The 19,395-nt window shown below is 70.8% G+C and carries 12 protein-coding genes, 1 tRNA gene, 1 other RNA gene and 1 pseudogene; 5 read left to right on the top strand and 10 right to left on the bottom strand.

What is annotated here, in order from left to right:
* Positions 1-10: 10 nt before the first annotated feature.
* The 6 genes from ACOOHF_RS09755 to rnpB form a co-directional block, all read right to left on the bottom strand.
* On the bottom strand, positions 11-583 hold the full coding sequence (locus ACOOHF_RS09755; RefSeq protein WP_420461506.1) for a zf-HC2 domain-containing protein: 573 nt from the start codon (positions 581-583) through the stop codon (positions 11-13).
* A 137-nt stretch (positions 584-720) separates the two neighbouring features.
* Complete coding sequence (locus ACOOHF_RS09750; protein WP_420461505.1) at positions 721-1,377, bottom strand: sigma-70 family RNA polymerase sigma factor; 657 nt, start codon at positions 1,375-1,377, stop codon at positions 721-723.
* A 30-nt stretch (positions 1,378-1,407) separates the two neighbouring features.
* Complete coding sequence (locus tag ACOOHF_RS09745) at positions 1,408-1,989, bottom strand: NUDIX hydrolase (RefSeq protein ID WP_420461504.1); 582 nt, start codon at positions 1,987-1,989, stop codon at positions 1,408-1,410.
* Between the two features lie 50 nt (positions 1,990-2,039).
* Entirely contained in the window at positions 2,040-3,386 is a 1,347-nt protein-coding gene (locus ACOOHF_RS09740; RefSeq protein ID WP_420461503.1) for a M16 family metallopeptidase, read from the bottom strand.
* Positions 3,383-4,663 (bottom strand): M16 family metallopeptidase, encoded by a 1,281-nt coding sequence (locus ACOOHF_RS09735; RefSeq protein ID WP_420461502.1) that lies wholly within the window; start codon positions 4,661-4,663, stop codon positions 3,383-3,385. Before ACOOHF_RS09735 ends, ACOOHF_RS09740 begins: the two co-directional genes overlap by 4 nt.
* A 57-nt stretch (positions 4,664-4,720) precedes the next feature.
* Positions 4,721-5,101, bottom strand: an RNA gene (rnpB, locus tag ACOOHF_RS09730) — RNase P RNA component class A.
* A gap of 192 nt (positions 5,102-5,293) precedes the next feature.
* Here rnpB and ACOOHF_RS09725 point away from each other — a divergent pair.
* From ACOOHF_RS09725 to ACOOHF_RS09715, 3 genes are read left to right on the top strand one after another with little or no spacing between them, the layout of a single operon-like run.
* The gene (locus tag ACOOHF_RS09725) at positions 5,294-6,427 is read left to right on the top strand and encodes a YncE family protein (protein ID WP_420461501.1); all 1,134 of its coding nucleotides are present in this window, start codon (positions 5,294-5,296) and stop codon (positions 6,425-6,427) included.
* Positions 6,424-9,267: a hypothetical protein gene (locus tag ACOOHF_RS09720; RefSeq protein WP_420461500.1), complete on the top strand. Its 2,844-nt coding sequence runs from the start codon at positions 6,424-6,426 to the stop codon at positions 9,265-9,267. Before ACOOHF_RS09725 ends, ACOOHF_RS09720 begins: the two co-directional genes overlap by 4 nt.
* Positions 9,264-9,917 (top strand): hypothetical protein, encoded by a 654-nt coding sequence (locus tag ACOOHF_RS09715; RefSeq protein ID WP_420461499.1) that lies wholly within the window; start codon positions 9,264-9,266, stop codon positions 9,915-9,917. The genes ACOOHF_RS09720 and ACOOHF_RS09715 overlap by 4 nt, the downstream gene beginning before the upstream one ends.
* A 3-nt stretch (positions 9,918-9,920) precedes the next feature.
* On the opposite strand, the gene ACOOHF_RS09710 is transcribed toward ACOOHF_RS09715, so the two are convergent.
* The 3 genes from ACOOHF_RS09710 to ACOOHF_RS09700 are packed head-to-tail and all read right to left on the bottom strand — an operon-like array spanning position 9,921 to position 16,755.
* Positions 9,921-13,721 (bottom strand): FG-GAP-like repeat-containing protein, encoded by a 3,801-nt coding sequence (locus ACOOHF_RS09710; protein WP_420461498.1) that lies wholly within the window; start codon positions 13,719-13,721, stop codon positions 9,921-9,923.
* Positions 13,631-16,159 carry a S9 family peptidase gene (locus ACOOHF_RS09705; RefSeq protein WP_420461497.1) on the bottom strand — a complete coding sequence of 843 codons (2,529 nt, stop codon included), beginning with the start codon at positions 16,157-16,159 and terminating at the stop codon, positions 13,631-13,633. The genes ACOOHF_RS09710 and ACOOHF_RS09705 overlap by 91 nt, the downstream gene beginning before the upstream one ends.
* The gene (locus ACOOHF_RS09700) at positions 16,156-16,755 is read right to left on the bottom strand and encodes a hypothetical protein (protein WP_420461496.1); all 600 of its coding nucleotides are present in this window, start codon (positions 16,753-16,755) and stop codon (positions 16,156-16,158) included. Before ACOOHF_RS09700 ends, ACOOHF_RS09705 begins: the two co-directional genes overlap by 4 nt.
* A gap of 154 nt (positions 16,756-16,909) precedes the next feature.
* On the opposite strand from ACOOHF_RS09700, the gene ACOOHF_RS09695 reads away from it, so the two are divergent.
* Together ACOOHF_RS09695 and ACOOHF_RS09690 are read left to right on the top strand one after the other, a co-directional pair.
* A tRNA-Arg gene (locus ACOOHF_RS09695) sits at positions 16,910-16,983 on the top strand.
* A 73-nt stretch (positions 16,984-17,056) separates the two neighbouring features.
* The gene (locus ACOOHF_RS09690) at positions 17,057-17,515 is read left to right on the top strand and encodes a YbaN family protein (RefSeq protein WP_420461495.1); all 459 of its coding nucleotides are present in this window, start codon (positions 17,057-17,059) and stop codon (positions 17,513-17,515) included.
* 148 nt (positions 17,516-17,663) lie between these two features.
* Here ACOOHF_RS09690 and ACOOHF_RS09685 read toward each other — a convergent pair.
* Positions 17,664-18,843: pseudogene (locus tag ACOOHF_RS09685) on the bottom strand (IS3 family transposase).
* Positions 18,844-19,395: the final 552 nt, after the last annotated feature.

Below are 19,395 nucleotides of genomic sequence, written 5' to 3'. Positions count from 1 at the left end.
GGAGTCGGCGTCAGCGAGACTCGTCGAGTTGGCCGGAACGCCGTTCGGCCGGCAGGGGCGTCGAATCGCCCGCCACGATCGTCATGTCGTACGAGGAACTGAACAGACCGCCCGCATCATCGAGGGCGGGAGCGAAGGGGACCAGGAAGCGGTCCGGAATGTAGGGGCCATCGTTGAACAGACTCCGCTGGCTCTCGGCGACCGCGGGAGCGGGGGGCTCCACGGTCACGGGAGGCAGTCCCAAATCGATCCGCACGGGCTGCGTCCGGTTCGACACCCCCAGCGAGAAGAGGGCGGCCGACGCCACGACGATCGCCGCCGCCCGGCCGACGTGCGCCCGGAAGGGGAGCTTCGCGGCATCGTCGACATGGAAGAGGCGGTGCTGCAGCCGCGGCCGGAAGTCCGGCGAAGTCTCCACGGGCGGCAACGCACGCCACATGGCGAGTCCGCGCTCGAGCACGCTGTCGTAGCCTCGACACGAAGCGCAATCGTCCATGTGCGCGTCGAACCGCGCGATCTCCCCGGTCGGCAACACCCCGTCCCGATACTCGGTGTGCCCCTCGATAAACTCTTTGCAAACCATCGCAAAACCACCGTTGATAACGTCCACAGCCGGAGTACTACTCCGGTCCACATTCGAAGGTTCCCGTCCGCCCGGCATACCGAACGAGCCGGTCCTCTTCGATTCCGTCGCGTATTCGATTCAGTCGATGTATTCGGTCAGTCGAGCATCGGGGCGACGATCGCGGCGAACTTGTTGCGCGCCCGGTTGAGGCGCGACTTGACCGTCCCCAGCGTAACCCCGGTGATCTCTGAAATCTCTTCGTAGGTCTTCCCCTCGAGTTCCCGCAGCACGAACACGACCCGGTGATGCTCGGGCAGTTCCGTGACCGCGCTCTCAACCTGCTCGCGGACGCGCCGCTTCCGGAACAGATCGTCCGGCCGGTAGGCGTTGTCCTCGAATTCGAGCGGCCGGTGGTCGGCTTCCCAGTTCCTCTTTATCGAATGGAAGAGGACGAGCGGGTTGCGCGCCCGGTTTCGCAGCTCGTTCTTCGCCAGGTTGCTGGCGATCGTATAGATCCAGGTCGAGAATTTTCTCGTCGGGTCGAACCGGTGCAGGTGCCGGTAGACGCGCACGAAGGTCTCCTGAACGAGATCCTCCGCGCGGTCGCGGTCACCGATCGTCCGGTAGATGAAGTTCAGCAGGCGGTCCTGATAGCGGTCAGCGATCTCGGTGAACGCGAAGCGCTGGCCGTTGAGGTAATGCGTCACGAGCTCCGCATCCTCGAGGGCTCGGAGTTCGTTGCGCGCGAGGGGCTCCGTGGCGAGGCCCACCCCGTAGCGCCGTCCCGACTCCAGCATCAGCTCCGTGTCCATGCCGCTTCCTTTTCAGGCGGGTTTCGCGGTTTAAACACCGAAGCCGCCATTTCGATCCATCCAGCGGTGGACGAGGGTCAGCGTGCAGATCGTCTTCGCGTCGGTGATCTCCCCCGCGTCCACCATTTCGATGGTACGGCGGAGGGGTAGCCGATGCACGTCCATGAATTCGCTCGCCTCGTGGGAGGTGCGGCCGGCCTCCAACTCCCACGCCACGAAGAGGTGGATCACCTCGTCGGTGAAGCCGGGCGTCGTGCGCACGGAGGTCAGCCGTTCGATGCGTCCGGCGCGCAGTCCCGCCTCCTCCTCCAGTTCGCGGAGCGCGCACGCTTCGGGCGCTTCTCCGGGCTCCAGCTTCCCCGCCGGCACCTCCCAGATGAAGCCTTCCGCCGCGTACCGATACTGACGCACGAGGGTGACCATGGGTTCGCCGCTTCCGCCGGGCGCGCTCCCTTCCCCGACGCCGTCGAGGGCCGCGACGGCGGCGGCACCGGGGTGTCGGACCACCTCGAGCTTCCCGACGGACCCGTCCGGGAAGCGTACCCGATCCACGTCGACGTGGATGGTGCGGCCGGTATAGACCCGTTCTCCGTCTACGCGAGCGTCGGACATCGCGCCTCCGATCGGGCCGGCATCAGCGGCATCAGCGGGATCCGCGCGGGTCAGGCGATGGAACGCGCGTCGACGGCGCCGAAGCCGTCGAGCGAGGATCCCACCGTCTCCGCGTCGCCGACGGCGAGCAGCGTGAGGCGCTCGCGCGCGAGGTACTTCCGGCACACCGCCTGTACCTGATCCGGTGTGACGGCCTCGATGCGGTCGCGGTACGTCTCCCAGTAGTCGTCCGGGAGGCCGAAGATGCGCTGGCGGCTCACCTTCCCGCAGATCTGCGCCGCCGTCTCGAACTGGAGCGGCAGGGAGAGGGTGAGGGCGTTGCGGGCCAGGCTCAGTTCGTCCGCGGTCACGAGTCCCGTACGCATCCCTTCGATCTCGCGCATCATCTCCTCGAAGGCGGGGCCGGTCTTCGCGGTCTCGACGGCGGTGCGGGCCACGAACGGGCCGGGACCCCTCCGGAAGCGGAAGCCGGAGCGCGCGCCGTAGGTCCACCCCTTTTCCTCGCGGAGGTTGAGGTTGATGCGGGAGTTGAACAGGCCGCCCAGGATCGCGTTGGCCACGATGATCGCATGATGGTCCCCGGTACCGTAGGGCACGCCGACGGTCGCCACCCGGAGTTCGCTCTGGGGGCTTCCGGGACGGTCGATGAGGACCACGCCGCCCTCCCGGGCCGGGGGCGCGGACGGCGGCGACACGCGGCCGGAGCGTCCGCTCCAGGCGCCGAAGCGCGCCTCGACCGCGGGGGCGAGCCGCTCGGGAGCGACGTCGCCACACACGATGAGCAGGGCCCCGTCGGGACGGTACCGGGCCTCGTGGAACGTCCGGACGGCGTCGCGACCGATCTCCGGTACGGTATCGGCGGTGCCCCCGACCGGCCGGCCGTACAGCCCGTCGCCGTACAGTTCGGCGATCGTGGCGAGGTTGGCGACGGTCGCCGGGTCGTCGCGCTGGCGGTCGATCTGGTCCAGGCGCTCGCTCCGGAGGCGCTCGACCTCGCGTCCCGGGAAGTCGGACTCGAGGACCGTGGCGGCGAGGAAGTCGAGCGCCTCCTCGAGCACGTCGCCGAGGAAATGCATGGAGACCGTCCCGACGGAATAGCCGGCCGCGGCGCGGAAGCGGGCCCCGAGGCGGTCGAGCCGGCGGGCGACATCCATCGCGTCACGGCCCGGCATGCCCCCCGTGAGGAGCCGAGCCGTGAGCTCCGCCAGACCGGCGTGCGAGGCCGGCTCGACGCCCGCGCCGCACTCGAGGACGAGGCGCAGCGACACTTCCGGGACGCCGCGGCGCGCGGCGTACTCGAACCGGAGGCCGTTGGGGAGGGTGCGGCGCTCGAAGCCGGGGAGCGCGAGGGGGCGCGGCGCGGCCGCGGGCGGCCGTGCGGTCCGGTCCGGGGTCACGCTTCCGCCGCCTCGGGCACGACGTGAAGGACCGTGAGGCGGTCCGGGTCGAGCACGGTGCGCGCGACCCGCTCCACGTCCGGACGCGCGATCGTTCCGTACCGGGTGAACGCGTCGTTCACGTAGTTCGGGTCGCCGCGCAGCACGGCCGCGTGCGCGATCGCGTCCGCCCGCTCGCCGAACCCGGCCAGCCCGCCGACGAGCGCGTGCCGGGCGCGGTTCAGCGTCCCCTCCAGCTCCCCGGCCCCCACACCACCGTCCCGCATCTCCTCGAGGACGTCCCGCACCGCGGTCTCCAGCTCGGCGGCCGATACGCCGGGCCGCGCGGTCGCCACCACGAAGCACATCCCCACGTCCTCGGTGGGCCAGGTGGAGGCGGACACCTCCGCCGCGACCTGCTTCTCGTACACGAGGGTCTGCTTGAGCCGCGAACTGTTCCCGTCGGACAGCAGGCAGGTGAGGGCATCCACCGTCTCGAAGTCGGGGTCGGCGAAACGCGGCGAGTGGAACATGAGATAGACGCGGGGCATCTGGACCCGGTCGCCGAGCACCGCGCGTCTCTCCCCTCCCCCGGGCGGGGGCGGGACGACGGGCCGCGGAGCGACGGGCCTGGCGGGAATCTCTCCGAACCAGGCCTCGACGCGATCCAGCGCCTCAGCGGGTTCGAAGTCGCCGACGAGCACGAGCGTCGCGTTGTTCGGCCCGTAGTGCAGGTCGAAGAACTCGTGTACGTCCTCCAGCTTCGCGGCGTCGAGGTCGGGCATGTGACCGATCGTCGGGTGGCGGTAGGGGTGTCCCTCGTCGTAGGCGTGGGCGAGTACCGTCTCCAGCGCGAGGCCGTAGGGCCGGTTCTCGTACGACTGCCGCCGCTCGTTCTTCACCACGTCGCGCTGATTGTCGAGCTTCTCCTGCGTGATGCCCGCCTTGAAGAACCCCATCCGGTCCGACTCCAGCCACAGCCCCAGATCGAGTTCGTTAGCGGGCAGCGTCTCGAAGTAGTTCGTGCGGTCGAACCACGTCGTCCCGTTGAGGGTCCCGCCGGCGTCCTGGACGAGCTTGAAGTGTGCCTCGCGCGGCACGTTCTCCGACCCCTGGAAGAGGAGGTGCTCGAAGAGGTGCGCGAAGCCGGTCCGGCCGGCCCGCTCGTTCCTGGAACCGACGTGATACATGAGGTGGACGGCGACGAGTGGCGCCGAGGAGTCCGGCTGCATGACCACCCTCAGCCCGTTGTCCAGCGTGTGTTCGCGAAGCTCGAAGCTCACCGTGGCTGGAGCCACCGGCTGCCGCCTTCCTGTCTGCCGTGTTCCCGAAAGCCGTGTTCCAGAGAGAGAGAGAGAGGCGGAGGGAGATAAGCCGGGTTCTGTCACCGGCGGGCCGAGGCCCGCGGCGAGGTCATCTATCTGGGACCTGCGGTTTCCCGAGGCCTCGTGCGGCCTACCCGGAACTCGAGCGCGACGGGCCGCCGCTCGTTCCTGCTTGGCCTTGCTCCCGGCGGGGTTTGCCGTGCCGTCCCTGTCACCAGGAGACGCGGTGGGCTCTTACCCCACCCTTTCACCCTTGCCTGTGCGGCCGAAGCCGCCATCGGCGGTCTGTTCTCTGTGGCACTTTCCATCGCCTCGCGACGCCCGGGCGTTACCCGGCGCCGTGCCCTGTGGAGCCCGGACTTTCCTCGAACGGCGTGACGCGCACCCGTCCGCGACCTCTTCTCCCTCCGCCGGGCGGCAATCTAGCGCCTGCTCCGGGCCGGCGCTCGCCCCGGCGGACGGGCGCGAGCCGTCGCCGAGTTGGCCTCGATCCAACCAATTGTCTATTCTTGGGGTCCATGGGAGGTAAGGCTGGCTCCGGCCCGAGGCACGGCCAGGGGCGCCCGATTTTCAACGGAGGAAGAGCGAACGCACGTATCTCGTATGCACAAGTCGAAGGTCACGACATCCCGCGGGGCGACCGCCGTGTGGGCGCTGTTCTGCGCGGCCGCGCCGGTTCAGGGCGCGACCGGCCAGGACGGCAGTCCCGGCAGCCCGTCCTATTACGTCTACGTGGCGGCCGAATCGGAGGATCGAGTCGATCTCATCCGGTTCGATGGAACCGTTGCGTCGCTGGTGGATTCCGTCTTCGTGGGACGGTTCCCGACGGAGATCGACGGGCCGCACGGGCTCGCGGTCGACCCCGATGGCGAGCGCTGGTACGTCACGCTCGCGCACGGCAACCCCTTCGGCGCGGTCGTCGCCTATTCCACGGCCACGAACCGCCCCGCGGGGAGCGCCGAACTCGGCTTCTTCCCGGCCACCATGCAGGTGACGCCGGCGGGCCTGCTCTTCGCGGCGAACTTCAACCTGCACGGCGAGCACGAGCCGAGTTCGGTGTCGGTGGTCGACGTGGGCGCGATGATCGAGGTCGCGCGGATCCCGACCTGCACGATGCCGCACGGGTCCCGGCTCACCTCCGACGGATCGCGACATTACTCGGTGTGCATGATGGATGAGCTGCTGGTCGAAGTGGACGCGCACCGGCTCGAGGTGGCCCGGCGCTTCCATCTCGCCCCCGGCGCCGAGCAGCCGTGGCCGCACGACTGGATGCCGACCCGCCCGGCGGGGGCGCCGGTCTGCAGCCCGACGTGGGCGCAGCCGAGCGTGGATGGACGACGTGTCTACGTCGCGTGCAACCGGAACGCACAGGTGCTGGAGATCGATGTCGAGTCGTGGCGGCTCCTGCGGCGGTTCGAGACCGGCGAAGGCCCGTACAACCTCGATGTGACACCGGACGGCGCGCGCCTCGTGGTGACCTACAAGGGAGGGCAGGCGACGGGCGTCTGGGATCTGGCCAGCGGGGAGGAGGTGGCCCGGGTGCCCAACACGCGCACGCTGCCCCACGGGATCGCGGTCTCGCCCGATTCGCGATACGCCTTCGTGAGCGTGGAGGGGGTCGGCGGCCAGCCGGGCACGGTGGATGTGATCGATCTGGAAGAGGGCGTGCGGGCGGCCAGCGTCGACGTGGGCAAGCAGGCCGGCGGCATCGCCTTCTGGAAGGTCGAGCCGCGATGAGGGCGGTGAGGCGCATCGGGCTGCTGACGGCGCTGGCGGTACTCGCGGGCGCGTGCGGGGACGGGAGCACGGAAGTCGGGTCTCCCCCGGCGGCGCTGGTGTCCGTCTCCATGCCCGTCGACACGATCGCGACGGGCGAGAGCATCGATCCCCCGATCGCGGTCAGGGTCGAGGATGCGCTCGGAAACCCCGTCGAAGGGGCCCCGGTCCGATTCAACATCGTCCGCGGTGACGGCGAGCTTTCCCCGAGCGTCGCGGTCGCGGGCGAGGACGGTCTCGCGGAATCGGTCTACCGCGCAGGGCCGACGCCGGGGGAAGCGGAGATCCGGGTGGACATCCCGAGCGCGGTGAACGTCGCGCCGCTCCACTTCCTCGTGCTGGCGGTGACGGCGGACACGGTCAGGCTCAGCCTCGTCGACGGCGACGGACAGCGGGCCGAGGCCGGCAGCCAGCTGCCGCTTGCGTTCTCGATCCGGGCGGAAACGACGAACGGGGTCGCGGCCGGGGGTGTGCAGGTCGCCTTCCGGGCGGCGTCGCTGAACGAAGACCCGGTGGAGCCGCCGGAAGTACCGCCGGAAGTGCCGCCGGAAGTGCCGGCGGAGGTGGCCGGCGTGCCGGTGGAGCCGCCGGGCGGACCGGCGGAGGTCGCGGGCTCGCCGGAGGACTCGTCGGGGGCGCTGACCCACGACATCGTCGTGACGGACGCGGACGGTCTGGGGCAGGCGGTGTTCACCCTGGGGCTGGGACCCGGCGAGTACCGCGTCGACGTGTTCGCCACGGGCGGCGTGTACTCGGATACGGTCTCGTTCACCGCCACGGCGCTGGAAGCGGTGGACGGACTCGTGCAGCTGGATTCGGTCGGGAACGGGCGGCTGGCGGCCGGGGCGCGAGCGGTGCTGTTCGGCAGCGGGTTCAGCGCGGTGGCGGATGACAACCAGGTCCGTATCGAGGGCGAGCGGGCGCCGGTGGTCAGCTCGACGGGAACCGAGCTGACGATCGAGGTGCCGGCGTTCTCGGAGACGTGTCTCCCGCAGCGCGAGGTCGGCGTGCGCGTGCTCGTGGGGCCGGAGTACAGCAACGGCCTCCGCCTTTCGATCGATCCGGCCGAGCGGCTCGTGGACCTCGAGGTCGGCGAGGCGCTCACGCTGCGCGGACCGGTCGAGGTCGAATGCGTGCACTTCCCGCCCGGCGAGATGGGGCGGGAGTTCCGCCTCATCATCGGCAACACGGGCCGGGTCGCGGCGCAGCGGCTTCCGATGCGGGTGACGACGCGGACGCCCGCCAACATGTCCGGAGAGGGGCCCGCGACCGAGATCACGCCCGCCCCGATCGGCGCGGACCTGGAGCGGGCGGCGCTCGAGGCGCTGGGCATCGACGCGGGGATCCGCTCGCGGACGCTGGGCCGGCTCGTCGACGCGGGGATCGCCCCCTTCCGGGCGGCCGACCCGCTACCGGGGATCGAGGTTCCGGGTGTCGGTGACACGCTCGACTACTTCTTCCCCGTGGGTCAGGAACGGGTGGCCGACTGCGCGGACCTCACCCGTCCCCTGCGTGGCGCGGTGCGCGCGGTGGGCGAACGGGTGCTCCTCGTGGAGGACCTGTCCGCCCCGCCGGGCGGCCCCGGCACGGAGGAGTGGCTCGCGCTCGCGGCCGAACTGGACCGAACCGTCCTGCCGGTGACGACCTCCTATTTCGGGCCCCTCGAGGACATCGACCGCAACGGACGGATCGTCGTCCTCTTCACGCCGGCCGTGAACGGGCTCGACGGGGAAACCGGGGTCGGCGGGTTCTCCCTCCCCGCGGACCTCGCGGCTTCCGGACGCGGGGGCGAGGGGACGCCGGAACCGGCTGGCGAGATCTGCCCGGCAAGCAACGAGGCGGAGATCATCTACAGCGTGAGCGCCGACCCCGAGGGGAGCGTCGGCCGCGCGATCCCGACGGAAAGCCTGCTCCGGAACGCCCCGGTCCTCATCGCGCACGAACTCCAGCATCTGATCAGCGTGGGGCGGCGGGCGCTCCATTCGTCGATGGGGTTCGCGGCGGCCGAGGAGGTATGGCTGGACGAGGCCCTGTCGGGCCTGGCCGAGGAGGTGGCGGGGCTCGCCGCGCTCGAACTCGGGGTGGGCGATGGTCTCACCTTCGACCAGGTGTCCGACACGCCCGAGAGGCTCGAGATCTTCGACACCTATCTGCGCCGCAATTTCCTCAATCTCGGCCTCTACATGCTCGGCACGGCGGGAGCGCCCACGATCCCGGAGGCGGACCCGGAGGGCGTGGGCAGTCTGCAGATGCGGGGCTTCGGCTGGTTCCTCCTGCGCTGGCTGGCGGACCGGGCGGGCGGAGATGAACGGGCGTTCTTCCGTTCGGTGGCGAGCGGCGGCCAGAATCACGCCCGGGGGATCGCAAACCTCGAACGCGTCACGGGGAGCGAGTGGGCGGACATCCTGGCGGGCGTTTCGGTGGTGCTGGCGCTCGACGCGGCCGGGGACGCGGAGGCCGGGGGAGAGGCGGACCCCGATCCCGCGGCGGAGATCGCCGAAGAGACGGGAGTCGCGCCGCCGCCCGATCCGGCAACGTGGAACCTGCGTGACGTGTTCGCGTCCCTGGACCGGGACGTCGACGCCCCGGCCTTCCCATCGACCGGTTTCTCGCTTCGGGCCGAGCGGCTCGAGTTTGAAACCAGGGTCATGGAGATCGACGTAGGAGCGTCGAACGTGCAGTACTTCTCGCTCGCCTCCGAGGCGGACGCCCCGGCCCTGTCGATCTCGATCCGGACGGGCTCCGGCGCCGCGCCCGGCGAGACCGCGGAACCGCAGATCACGATCGTGAGAACCAGATGACGCGCCTCACCAGCAGACTTTTTCTCTTGGGAGGGCTCCTGTTGTGCGGGTCCGGAATCTCGGACCTGTCGGCCCAGATAACCCCCGCTCCCCCGCCCGGCGAGGACACGGGTCCCGAATTCCTCGGCTTTGTCGGCATCCTCCAGCCGCTCAGCAACCTCACGGAAGATCCGTCCACCTACGGCACCGCGATTCCTCCGGACCTCCTGATGGGGGGTGAGGTGACGTGGTGGGCCTCCCGCGTGGTCGGGATCGGGCTCATGGGTCTCTACTCGCCCGCGATACTGAACCCCGTGGGGGGTGGAGGACTGGGCAGGAACTTCCGGAGCCTCGGCGAGATCGAGTACATGACGGGGATGGCCAGCCTGACCTTCCGCTTTCGCTCGTCGGGCTCGACGGGGCTGCTCGAACCCTATGCTTCGGTAGGCGCCGGGCTGCGGCGGCTTCGCTTCGCCGCCCAGGCGGTGCCGGAGATCAGCGCCACGGATCCCGCGGCGACCATCGCGGCGGGGCTGCGCGTTTCCCTGTCGGAGTCCGTCTGGCTCCGCGGTGAAGTACGGGACATGGCCTCTTTCTACATCTCCGCGGCGACGGACCGATCGAGGCTCCAGAACGACGTCGTCATCACGCTGGGACTCGGGATCCGCTAGGGGCTATCGGACCGGGGCGTCTCCCGGGGCGGGGACGCGGAGTTCGCGCGCCCCGGGGGGGACGGCGACGGAGGTCTGTTCGCCGCCCGGCCAAACGATGTGCAGAGTTCGGGGCGGAGTCCGCGGGTCCGGCGCGACGCCCAGCGTCTGCGCGGACTCGTGGCGGGCCAGATAGCCCTCGCCCGACCGGACCTCGCGCACCGGACCGAGGGTCCCGTCCCCGTACTCGAGGCGCAGCCGCGCGCCGATGGCCCGGCGATTGCCGGGGATTCCCTCGAGCGTCACGCGCAGGCCGGGGGCCGCGCCCGCGTTGCGGTACAGCCGGGTCTCCTCCCCGTTGACGCCGAACGCCACGTCCACCCGCCCGTCGCGGTCGTAGTCCGCCAGCGCGACGGCCCGCGCGTCCCCGTACACCGTGATCCCGGAGAGGTGGCCCGGGACCGGCTCGAAGCCCCCTTCCCCGTCGCCTCTCAGCCAGAGCGCGCGCCCGGCGTCGTAGCGGGGCACGCCGGAGCGCCCGGCGTAGAAGTTCTGCGCGAGGACGAGGTCTTCGTGCCCGTCGCCGTCGAGATCTCCCGCCGCGACCCCGAACGCGGGGGCGCGCTGGGCCGGCGCGGGGAGCGGCGCGCTCTCGAAGCCCGAGGCCCGATTCAGCCACACGGTGTGCCGGAGTTCGTTGACGTCGAGTCGCGCGGCGGGATCGAGCCCACCGATAAGTTCCGTGAGCGGCGCGCTCCCGAAACGTTCGTAGGTGACGCGCAGCAGCGAGGAGATCCCGCCGGGGACGGCGAGGGCGTCGCGGCTGCGGATGGGGCGCCACACGCCGGACTCCGGGCGCGCCTCGACGACGTCGACCACGCCGTCGCGATTCATGTCGCCGTAGAGGAGCGAATAGGCGGCGGGCACCTCGAGGTTCGAGCCCCAGCCGGTCGCGACGAGGTCCGGCCGTCCGTCCTCGTCGAAGTCGCCGGCGGTGATCCCGTTCCAGCGGCCGGTGAGACGGCTGAACCCGAGGGCATCGCTCGCGTCGGTGAAGCGGCCCCCATCGTTCCGGAATACGCGGACGCTCCCCCACTCGAGGGCGAGGGCGAGATCGGGGTCGCCGTCGAGATCGATGTCGGTGAAGACGGCGCCCGAGACGAGGCCGAGGCGCGCGAAGGCTCGTGAGCGCTCCGCATCCGCCCGCAGCACGCCGCCGTCGTTGACCAGGAGCCGCGAGTCGACGGGGGCCGGCCAGGCGGCGGGGGCGACGCGCCCCCCGGCGAAGAGGTCGAGGTCCCCGTCGCCGTCGATGTCGGCCTGGGCGAGGGGGCCGGTCGCGACGGGGGGCTGCCCGGTCGCGAAGCTGGCCGGGTCGATGAGCGGGGGCGCCGGCGCGGACGCGCCGAGCGGCGCCGCGATGACCGCCGGGACGGCCGCGGCGTCCGCGGGCGTCCCGGCTTCGTAGGCGCTCAGGCCGATCAGCAGCGCGGCGCCTCCGCCGCCCATCTCGTGCGGCAGCACGGCGGTGGCATCGTATTCCAGCGCGACCGTCAGTGCCCGCGGGGCGGCGAAACCGTCCCCGACGTTGCGCATCAGGACTGGGCTGCCCCCCCGCCCACTGCCGACCACGAGGTCGGCATCCCCGTCGGCTTCGACGTCGATCCACGACACGCCCGGACCGGGCCGGTCGAGCGAGTACGGGAGGAGCGGCTGCCGCGCACGGTCGTCGAAGACCGACTCGACGTGCCGGTGCCCGAGGAGGTCGGAGACGTCCTCGAAGTGCGGCGCGGCCGGATCCGGCGCCCCGGCCCCGGGCGCCCCGGCCGCGGTGGAGATGTCGATGACGTATTCGCGGTTCGCGACGATGCCCTCGAGCCGGGTGCGGCGGCCGTCCGGCCAGTCGACGGTGAGCGTCAGGTCCGCGTCTAGCACGGCCGCGAAGCTGGCCGCCGGCTCGGACGACGAAAGGTACGCCCCTCCGGCGGTGATCTCGCGCAGCTGGACGCCCGCGTCGTGTCCCTCGAGACCGACCCGGGCGCCGATCCCGCGCGTGTTCCCCTCGGGGCCCCGCAGCCGCACGAGGACGCGGGGAGCGCCGGACTCGTTCCGGTACGCGAGCGGCGGCGCGCCGAGGCGCGTCACGACGACATCGAGATCGCCGTCGCCATCGAGGTCCCCGGCGGCGAGTCCGTGCGAGATGTCGGGCTCCTCCCCCCAGCGCCAGCGGTCGCTCACGTCCGTGAAGCGGCCCGCCCCCCCGCGGAAGGCGAGGTTCCGCTGCGGCAGCGGCGGGAACATGCGCAACGCCTGCTCGGCCGGGAGCCCCGGAATGGCCGCGATGCGCGCGTTCGCGTCGCCGTCGAGCTGGTCCCAGGCGTGACCCGTGGTCACGAGGAGATCGTCCCAACCGTCCAGGTCCGCGTCGATGACGAGGGCGCCCCACGTCCAGTCCGAGGCCGCGAGGCCGAGCTCCCACGCGGCCTCCGCGAAGGTGCCGTCGCCCCGGTTGAGCTGGACCGTGTTGCGGTTCACCTGGACCCGCGACCCGGTCTCCCCGGGAGGCTCGGGCGCCGCCTCGAAACTCGCCGTCCGCGTGAGGCGCGCGGCGGGGTCGCGGGCCAGCATGTCGGTCGTGAGGAGGTCGAGATCGCCGTCCCGGTCGAGGTCCCCGACGGCGACCGCCATCGAGGAGAGGCTCGTCGTGCGGATCGCCTCGGCGGGGGCCGCCTCGAACGACCCGTCGCCGCGGTTGATCCAGATCCCGTCGGGGCTGTTGAAGTCGTTCGCCACGTAGAGGTCGGGATCGCCGTCCGCGTCCCAGTCGCTGAAGCGCGCCGCGAGGCCCCAGTCGCGGACCTCTCCGGCCGCGGTGGGGGCGGAACCCGGAGGGGCGCCCGTCAGCGCGGCCGCTGCGAAGCGGCCGTCCCCCAGCCCCATGTAGAACTCATCCGGCTCGCCGAGTTCGAAGCGGCGCACGAAGCGGCCGTCGAACTCTACGCGGTAGTGCTCCGCGTACAGTTCGCGGAGTTCCGGGGGGATGAAGAGCCCGCCGTCCTCGCCCCGCCGGAGGCGGTTGATGTCGAGCGCGCCGGGCGGATGGAGGTCGTCGACCTGCCGCGTCTTGTAGTTCGCGATGTAGAGGTCCAGATCCCCGTCGCGGTCGACGTCGGCGAGGGTGGCGGTCGTGCTCGCCCGGTCGCCCGTGAGCCCCGCGTCCTCGAGTTCGTCGAAGCGGCCCATCCCGTCGCCGAGGAAGATCCGGTTCCGCCCGCCGTGCACGGTGACGACGAGGTCGAGATCACTGTCCCCGTCGAGATCGGCGAAGACGGCCCCGCGCGCCATCGCGTCCTCGAGGGCGAGGCCGGCCGCCGCCGTCACGTCGGCGAAGCGCCATCCGCCCAGGTTTCGGTACAGCGCGCTCGCACCGCCGAAGCCGGCGAAGAAGAGATCGGGCCGCTCGTCCCCGTCGACGTCCCCGATCGCCACCCCCTGCCCTTCCGCGAGCACGCGGTTCCGGAGGCGCGCCTCCTCCTCGACCTCGTAGCGGAACGTGACCCCCAGCGAGGAGGCGTCGAGCGGCCGAAAGCCGGTGGAGCCGCGCGGCCGCAGCTCCCGCCAGCGGACGCCGTCCGCTTCGACCCAGGGGCCGGGGCCGGGGGCCCCGCACGCGGCCAGCGCGAGGCCCGCGAGCGCGAACCCCGCGAGCGCGAGCCCCGCCGCGAGGGGTCGGCTCAGCCGCCCGCCCCGTCCGCCGACGCGGCGCGCCCGCCGCCGATCACGCGCTCGAACAGGTCGTAGATCCGGCGGTATTCGTCCGTCCACGAAGACGGCTCGACGAAACCGTGGTTCTCGACCGGGTACACCGCCATCTCCCAGTTCTCCTTCCCCAGTTCGATGAGGCGCTGCGCGAGCCGCACCACGTCCGAGAAGTGCACGTTCGTGTCGTACATCCCGTGCGCCATCAGCAGGTGCCCCTCCAGGCCCTCGGCGAAGTAGATGGGGGAGGACTGCCGGTACGCCTCCTCGTCCTCGTGGGGGAGGTTGAGGATCCGGCTCGTGTACCAGTGGTTGTAGTGCGCCCAGTCCGTCACGGAGCGCAGCGCGCCGCCCGCCGCGAACGCCCCGGGTTCGGTGAAGAGGGCCATGAGCGTGATGAACCCGCCGTAGGAACCGCCGTAGATCCCCAGCCGGTCGGGCTCGACGCCCTCCTCGCTAACCAGATACGCGGCGCCGTCCACCTGGTCGGAGAGGTCCCAGCCCCCCATGTGCCGGTAGATCGCGGTACGCCAGTCCCGCCCGTAGCCGGCGGAACCTCGGTAGTCGATGTCGAGCACGGTGTAGCCCTGCGCCGCGAGGAAGTGGTGGAACATGTACTCGCGGTAATAGTTCGACCACCAGTTGTGGACGTTGTGCAGGTATCCCGCTCCGTGCACGAAGACGACGCCGGCCCCGTTCGCCTCGACCCCGAAGTCGGAGGGGCGGTAGATGCGGGCGGGCACGTCGACGCCGTCCCGGGCCTCGAAGTGGATGATCCCGGGCCGGAGCCACGGAAAGCCGAGCCACGCCTCCGTGGGCGTGGTCGTGAACTGCGTCATGTCGGCGCCCGGCCCGACGTCGGCCACGTACAGCTCTGCCGGTCGGTTCGAACGGGAATGCACGACGGCGAAGCGCCGGCCGTCGGGCGAGGGCGTGACGGCGAACGAGCCCTCTCCCTCGAGGAGCTGCACGCGGTCCGAGCCATCGAAGTCCATCCGCCACGGGTGCTGGTCGAAGGGGGAGAGTTCGCTGGTCTGGAGGAGGAACGCGTCCCACCCGTCCGGGATCGTTGCGCCGAGGAGCTCCCAGTCGCCGGCCGTGAGCGCCTCCCGGTTCCCGCCGTCCGCGTCGATCGCGTACAGGTGCGCGTAGCCGGTCGCCTCGCTCACGTACCAGGCGCGCGGCATCGCGCCCGCCGCCTCCTCGGGGAGCCAGCCCATGCAGCCCGCGCCCTGGAAGCCGAAGCAGGGGCCGCCCACCCACGCCTCGTCGTACAGCGTGTCGAGGAGGGCGAGTTCGCCGGTGGCCGCCTCGTAGGCGTAGAGGCGCCACGTCTTGTAGTCGTAGTCGGCCGCGAAGACGAGCCCGTATTCGCCCGTCTCGTCCCAGCCGGCGAAACTCGCCACGGCAAGCCGGTCGTCGCCGGCGTCTTCCGACGCGTCGTCCTCGGAGTCCGCCTCCGACCCGGCTTCCGTGTCCGAGCCGTCGGCCGTGAGGTCGAGCCAGTCGACTTCGCCCGTGGCCGTGCTCACGACCGCAAGGCGGGAGACGCTCTGCTCGTCGCCGACCTTGGCCCGCATCTCCGTGTTCTCGGTGTAGCCCGACTCCGTGACCCAGAGCGGGATGTCCGTGCGGCGACCCTCGCCGCCGAAGCCGCCGCGCGAGACGGTGACCGCGACCCGGCTCCCGGTGGGATCGGCCACGAACCCCTGCGCGTTCTCGCCCTGCGCGAGGTGGAGCGTCTCGCGGCGCCCGGATTCCCGGAGTTCCCGCCGCGCCTCGGCCCGCTCCTCGCGGATCTCCCGGACGCGGATGTACTCGAAGAGTTCGCGCTGCTGTTCCTCGAGGAAGGCCCTGTGCCCCTCGGCCTCGGGCTCCTCGGCGGGTTCGGGGCCGCCGATGGAGGTGAGCTGGCGGATCTCGCCGTCGTCGATGTCGAACGCGAGCAGGTTGTTCCCACGGCGGAAGAAGATGGAGGCCCCGTCTCCGGAGAAGACCGGGCCGGTCTCGCCCGCCTCCGTGTGGGTCAGCCGGCGCGCGGCGGCGGTGGCCCGCTCGATCAGGTAGAGGTCGCCGTCAAAGGACGTCGCCCGCCAGCGTCCGTCGGGAGAGACGTCCCCGAACGCGAGGACCGGCCCCAGCTCGAGTTCGGTCTCGTCGTCGATGCGTTCGGGGGTGCCGCCGGTGGCGCGTACGCGGTGCAGCGAGGGCGTGTCGTGCCACTCCCCGCCGCCCGGGAGCCAGCGGAAGTAGATCCACTCGCCGTCATCGGACCAGTTCACCCCGGCGGGCGCCTGCCCGATGTGCTCGGGGCCGCGCATGATCGACTCGAGGGTGAGCGGGAAGTCGTTCGCCCGCGCGGGGACGGGCTCGAAGCGGGCGAGGTTCTGCGCCTGGAGCGGCGCCGCGCCGGCGCCGACGATCGCGACGACGGCGATCCACGCGGCCCTCGAGGCGGTGACGATCCACGCGGCGGCGCGCGGAGAATGCGGGGAAGACCTCATGGGGCACCTCCTCCGTTTGGCGAGGGCAGATATCGTTCCGGGATCGGCAGGTCGGGTCGCTCCCCGGCCCAGTAGATGGTGACGACGTACCAGCGGCGGCCGTCGTGCATGAGCTGGATAGAGTTGATGCCGCGCGCGAACGGGTCGGGGTCGTCCGCGTTGCGCTTCGACTCGTAGCTGGAGAAGGCGTGCACCACGGGCCCGAAGCGCTCCATGGTGCGGGCGATCTCGAACTCGAAGAAGCCGTTCTGCTCGAGCGAACTTCCCGCCTGTGCGGCGTACTCGCCGGGGCTCCAGACACGGTATCCGTGCTCGCCGGCCTCGGATCGTCTCGTGGGGATGAGCCGGGCCTCCGGTATGAACAGGGACTTGAACCGGTCCCAGTCCCGCGCCTCGCCGGCCGGACCCGAGATCACGTCGTAGAGGGCGGTCAGGATGCTGTCGATCGACTCCACATCGTCGGAATCGGCCTCGGGCCAGCTCTCCGTCATGGCCACGTTCGCGCGGCCCTGGGCGAGGGAGGGGGCGGGCATCGCGAGCGCCAGCGGGCCGGCGGCCAGCGCGCCGAGGAGGAAGAGGGTTCGCAGTCTTCGCATCGTTCCGCTCCGGGTCTGGTGGAATGCGTCCCCGAATCTAGCCCGGACCGGACGCCGGGTGCGACCCGGAGACGGCGAGGGGGGTACGACACGGATGCGGCGTTCGGTTGCATCGGACGGGGGCTGCGCCTACCGTTTTCGCCTCGCGCCGCCCGCGCCCGTAGCTCAACCGGATAGAGCGTCTGACTTCGGATCAGAAGGCTGGGGGTTCGAGTCCTCCCGGGCGCATGATCCCTCGTCCGACGACTTTGACGACACCGATGACACCAGCGACTCCAACGACATGAAACCGAGTCCAGGCGTGCCCCGCGGCCGACCCGGCACCCCACCGCCGTCCGCCCGCTGCCCTGTCGACCACAGGGCGGTCGAGCGCGCCGCGCGCGCACTGCCCGGCCCGCTGCGGCGCGGTCTCTACCTGGGGATCGGAGCGCTCAGCGTGACGGCGGGCATCATCGGGATCGTCGTGCCGATCTGGCCCACGACGTGCTTCCTGCTCCTCGCCGCGTGGTGCTTCGCACGCAGTTCTCCGCGCGCCGAGCGCTGGCTGTACGAGAACCGCGTGTTCGGACGCTATCTCGCCGCCTACCGGGAGCGCGGCGTGATCTCCACCCGCGTACGGCGCGGCGCGGCGATCTTCCTGTGGAGCGCGATCCTCGTCTCGGCGGTGTTCGCCGCCGGACACCTCTGGCTGGTGGCCCTCCTGCTGCTGGTCGCCGCCGCAGTGACCGCCCACCTCTACTCCCTCCCGGGAGAAAGCTAGCAAGACCTCGTCGCGGACACAGCCCAGTAGTGGAGCTATCCCGCTTTCACGGACGGTTAGTTTCTGTGGTTGATCGTCTCCGGTGTTGCTCCTTTCAGTCCCTCTCAGGCGCTCGAGAGAGGTTCCGGGTGTGGGCCTCCGGTGCGCCTCAGGCCGCATGGTTCCTCTCGTAGTTGGCCGGCGACTCGTAGCCGAGGGCGGAGTGAAGCCTGCGCGTGTTGTAGAAGCCTTCGATGAAGCCGAACACCTCCCGCCGCGCCTCGGCCGCGGTGCGGAACGAGCGCCGCCAGATCAGCTCGCACTCCAGCGTCGCGAAGAAGCTCTCGCACATGGCGTTGTCGTAGGCGTCGCCCACCGAGCCCATGGACCGCGCGATGCCCGACGCGCGGCAGCGCTCCCCGAAAGCGAGCGAGGTGTACTGCGACCCTTGATCCGAATGATGAACGACGCGCCCTTCGGGGCGGCGGCGCGCGAGGGCCATCGCCAGCGCGGCCTCGACCAGCTCGGTCCGCATGTGCGTCGCCATGGCCCAGCCGACGACGCGGCGGCTCCAGACATCGAGCACGACGGCCAGATACAGCCAGCCCGCCCAAGTGGGCACGTACGTGATGTCGGCCACCCACAGCTCGTCGGGCCCGGAGGCCGAGAAGTCCCGCCTCACCAGGTCCGGCGCGGGTCGGGCCTCCGCGTCCCTCCGCGTCGTCGCCGTCCTCCAGCGCCGCCGCGTCACGCCCTGGAGCCCCAGCCCCGTCATCAGCCGCCCCACCCGCTTCTGGCCCACCCGCTCGCCCTCGGCCCTGAGAGCCGCGTGGATCCGCGGACGACCGTACGTCTCGCCGCTGCCGGTCCAGATGGCCTGGATCTTGTCTTGAAGTTCGTCGTCCCGCCGCGCCCGCGCCGAGGCAGGACGCTTCAGCCAGGCGTAGTAGCCGCTGGGGGAGAGACCCAGCACCCGGCACATCGCCGCCAGAGGAAACTCGGCCCGGTGCGCCTTCATGAACGCGTACCCCCGCCGGGGATCGCTCCGCTCTCCCTCGCGGGGCACCGCCGCGCAGCGGTGGTCGGGCCGCGGCTCTTTTTAGGATGTCACGCTCCATCCGGAGCCGCTTGTTCTCCCGCTTCAGGCGCGACATCTCCTTCCCCGTCTCCGTCGTCAGACCGTCTCTCCGCTCTCCCTCGTCCAGCTCCCCCTGTCTGACCCAGTTGCGGATCGTCTGCTCCGAGGGCTCGAACTCCCGCGCCAGCGACCCCGCGCTACGACCGGCACGCGCGAGTTCCACCAGCCGCTCGCGGTACTCCGGCGGATACCGCCCCGCTCTTCCCGCCACGATACACCTCCTTGGTTCCCCCAATGGGTTCGAGGTATGGGAAGAGGTGCGGCTGACTACCGATCACGTGTTCGATTTTCTCAACCAGATGGGATTCTACCCCATCTCATCCACTTCCGACGGATTCCAACAATGGGCAACCCATTTCCCTCGGCATCAGCTTCTTGGATGGCAACCGACCCCGCGAATCATCTCTACACGCGTATTCCGTCATCCAGACGGAATCGCGATAATGTTCGATAACGGAATGTTCGCGGCGAGGACCATCGCTTACGAAGACTTGGGTGACCCAATTCTGGATTCCGGTGGGGATATCAACCTCCGCGATGGAACCACACTCTCCGGTCGAGAAATCTATGAGGAGGCCGTCCACGGCCTGTTTGACCCTGAGCGAAGGCTTTTGCGGGAAAGGACTCCGGGGCCCTGGTTTCAGATACGGAAGTGAGAGGTGCGGTGGCGAAAAAGCCGAAGGTACATCTCGTTTCGCTTCTCAGCTTCCACCGTTTTCTGACGAGCGCTGTCCCACGCACCCCATCGGGCCCAGGGCGGCAT

Origin of the sequence: Candidatus Palauibacter sp. (assembly GCF_965216145.1) — a bacterium.
Lineage (GTDB): Bacteria > Gemmatimonadota > Gemmatimonadetes > Palauibacterales > Palauibacteraceae > Palauibacter.
Note: the sequence above shows the minus strand (reverse complement) of the source record. Positions and strands in the feature narration are given on the sequence as shown.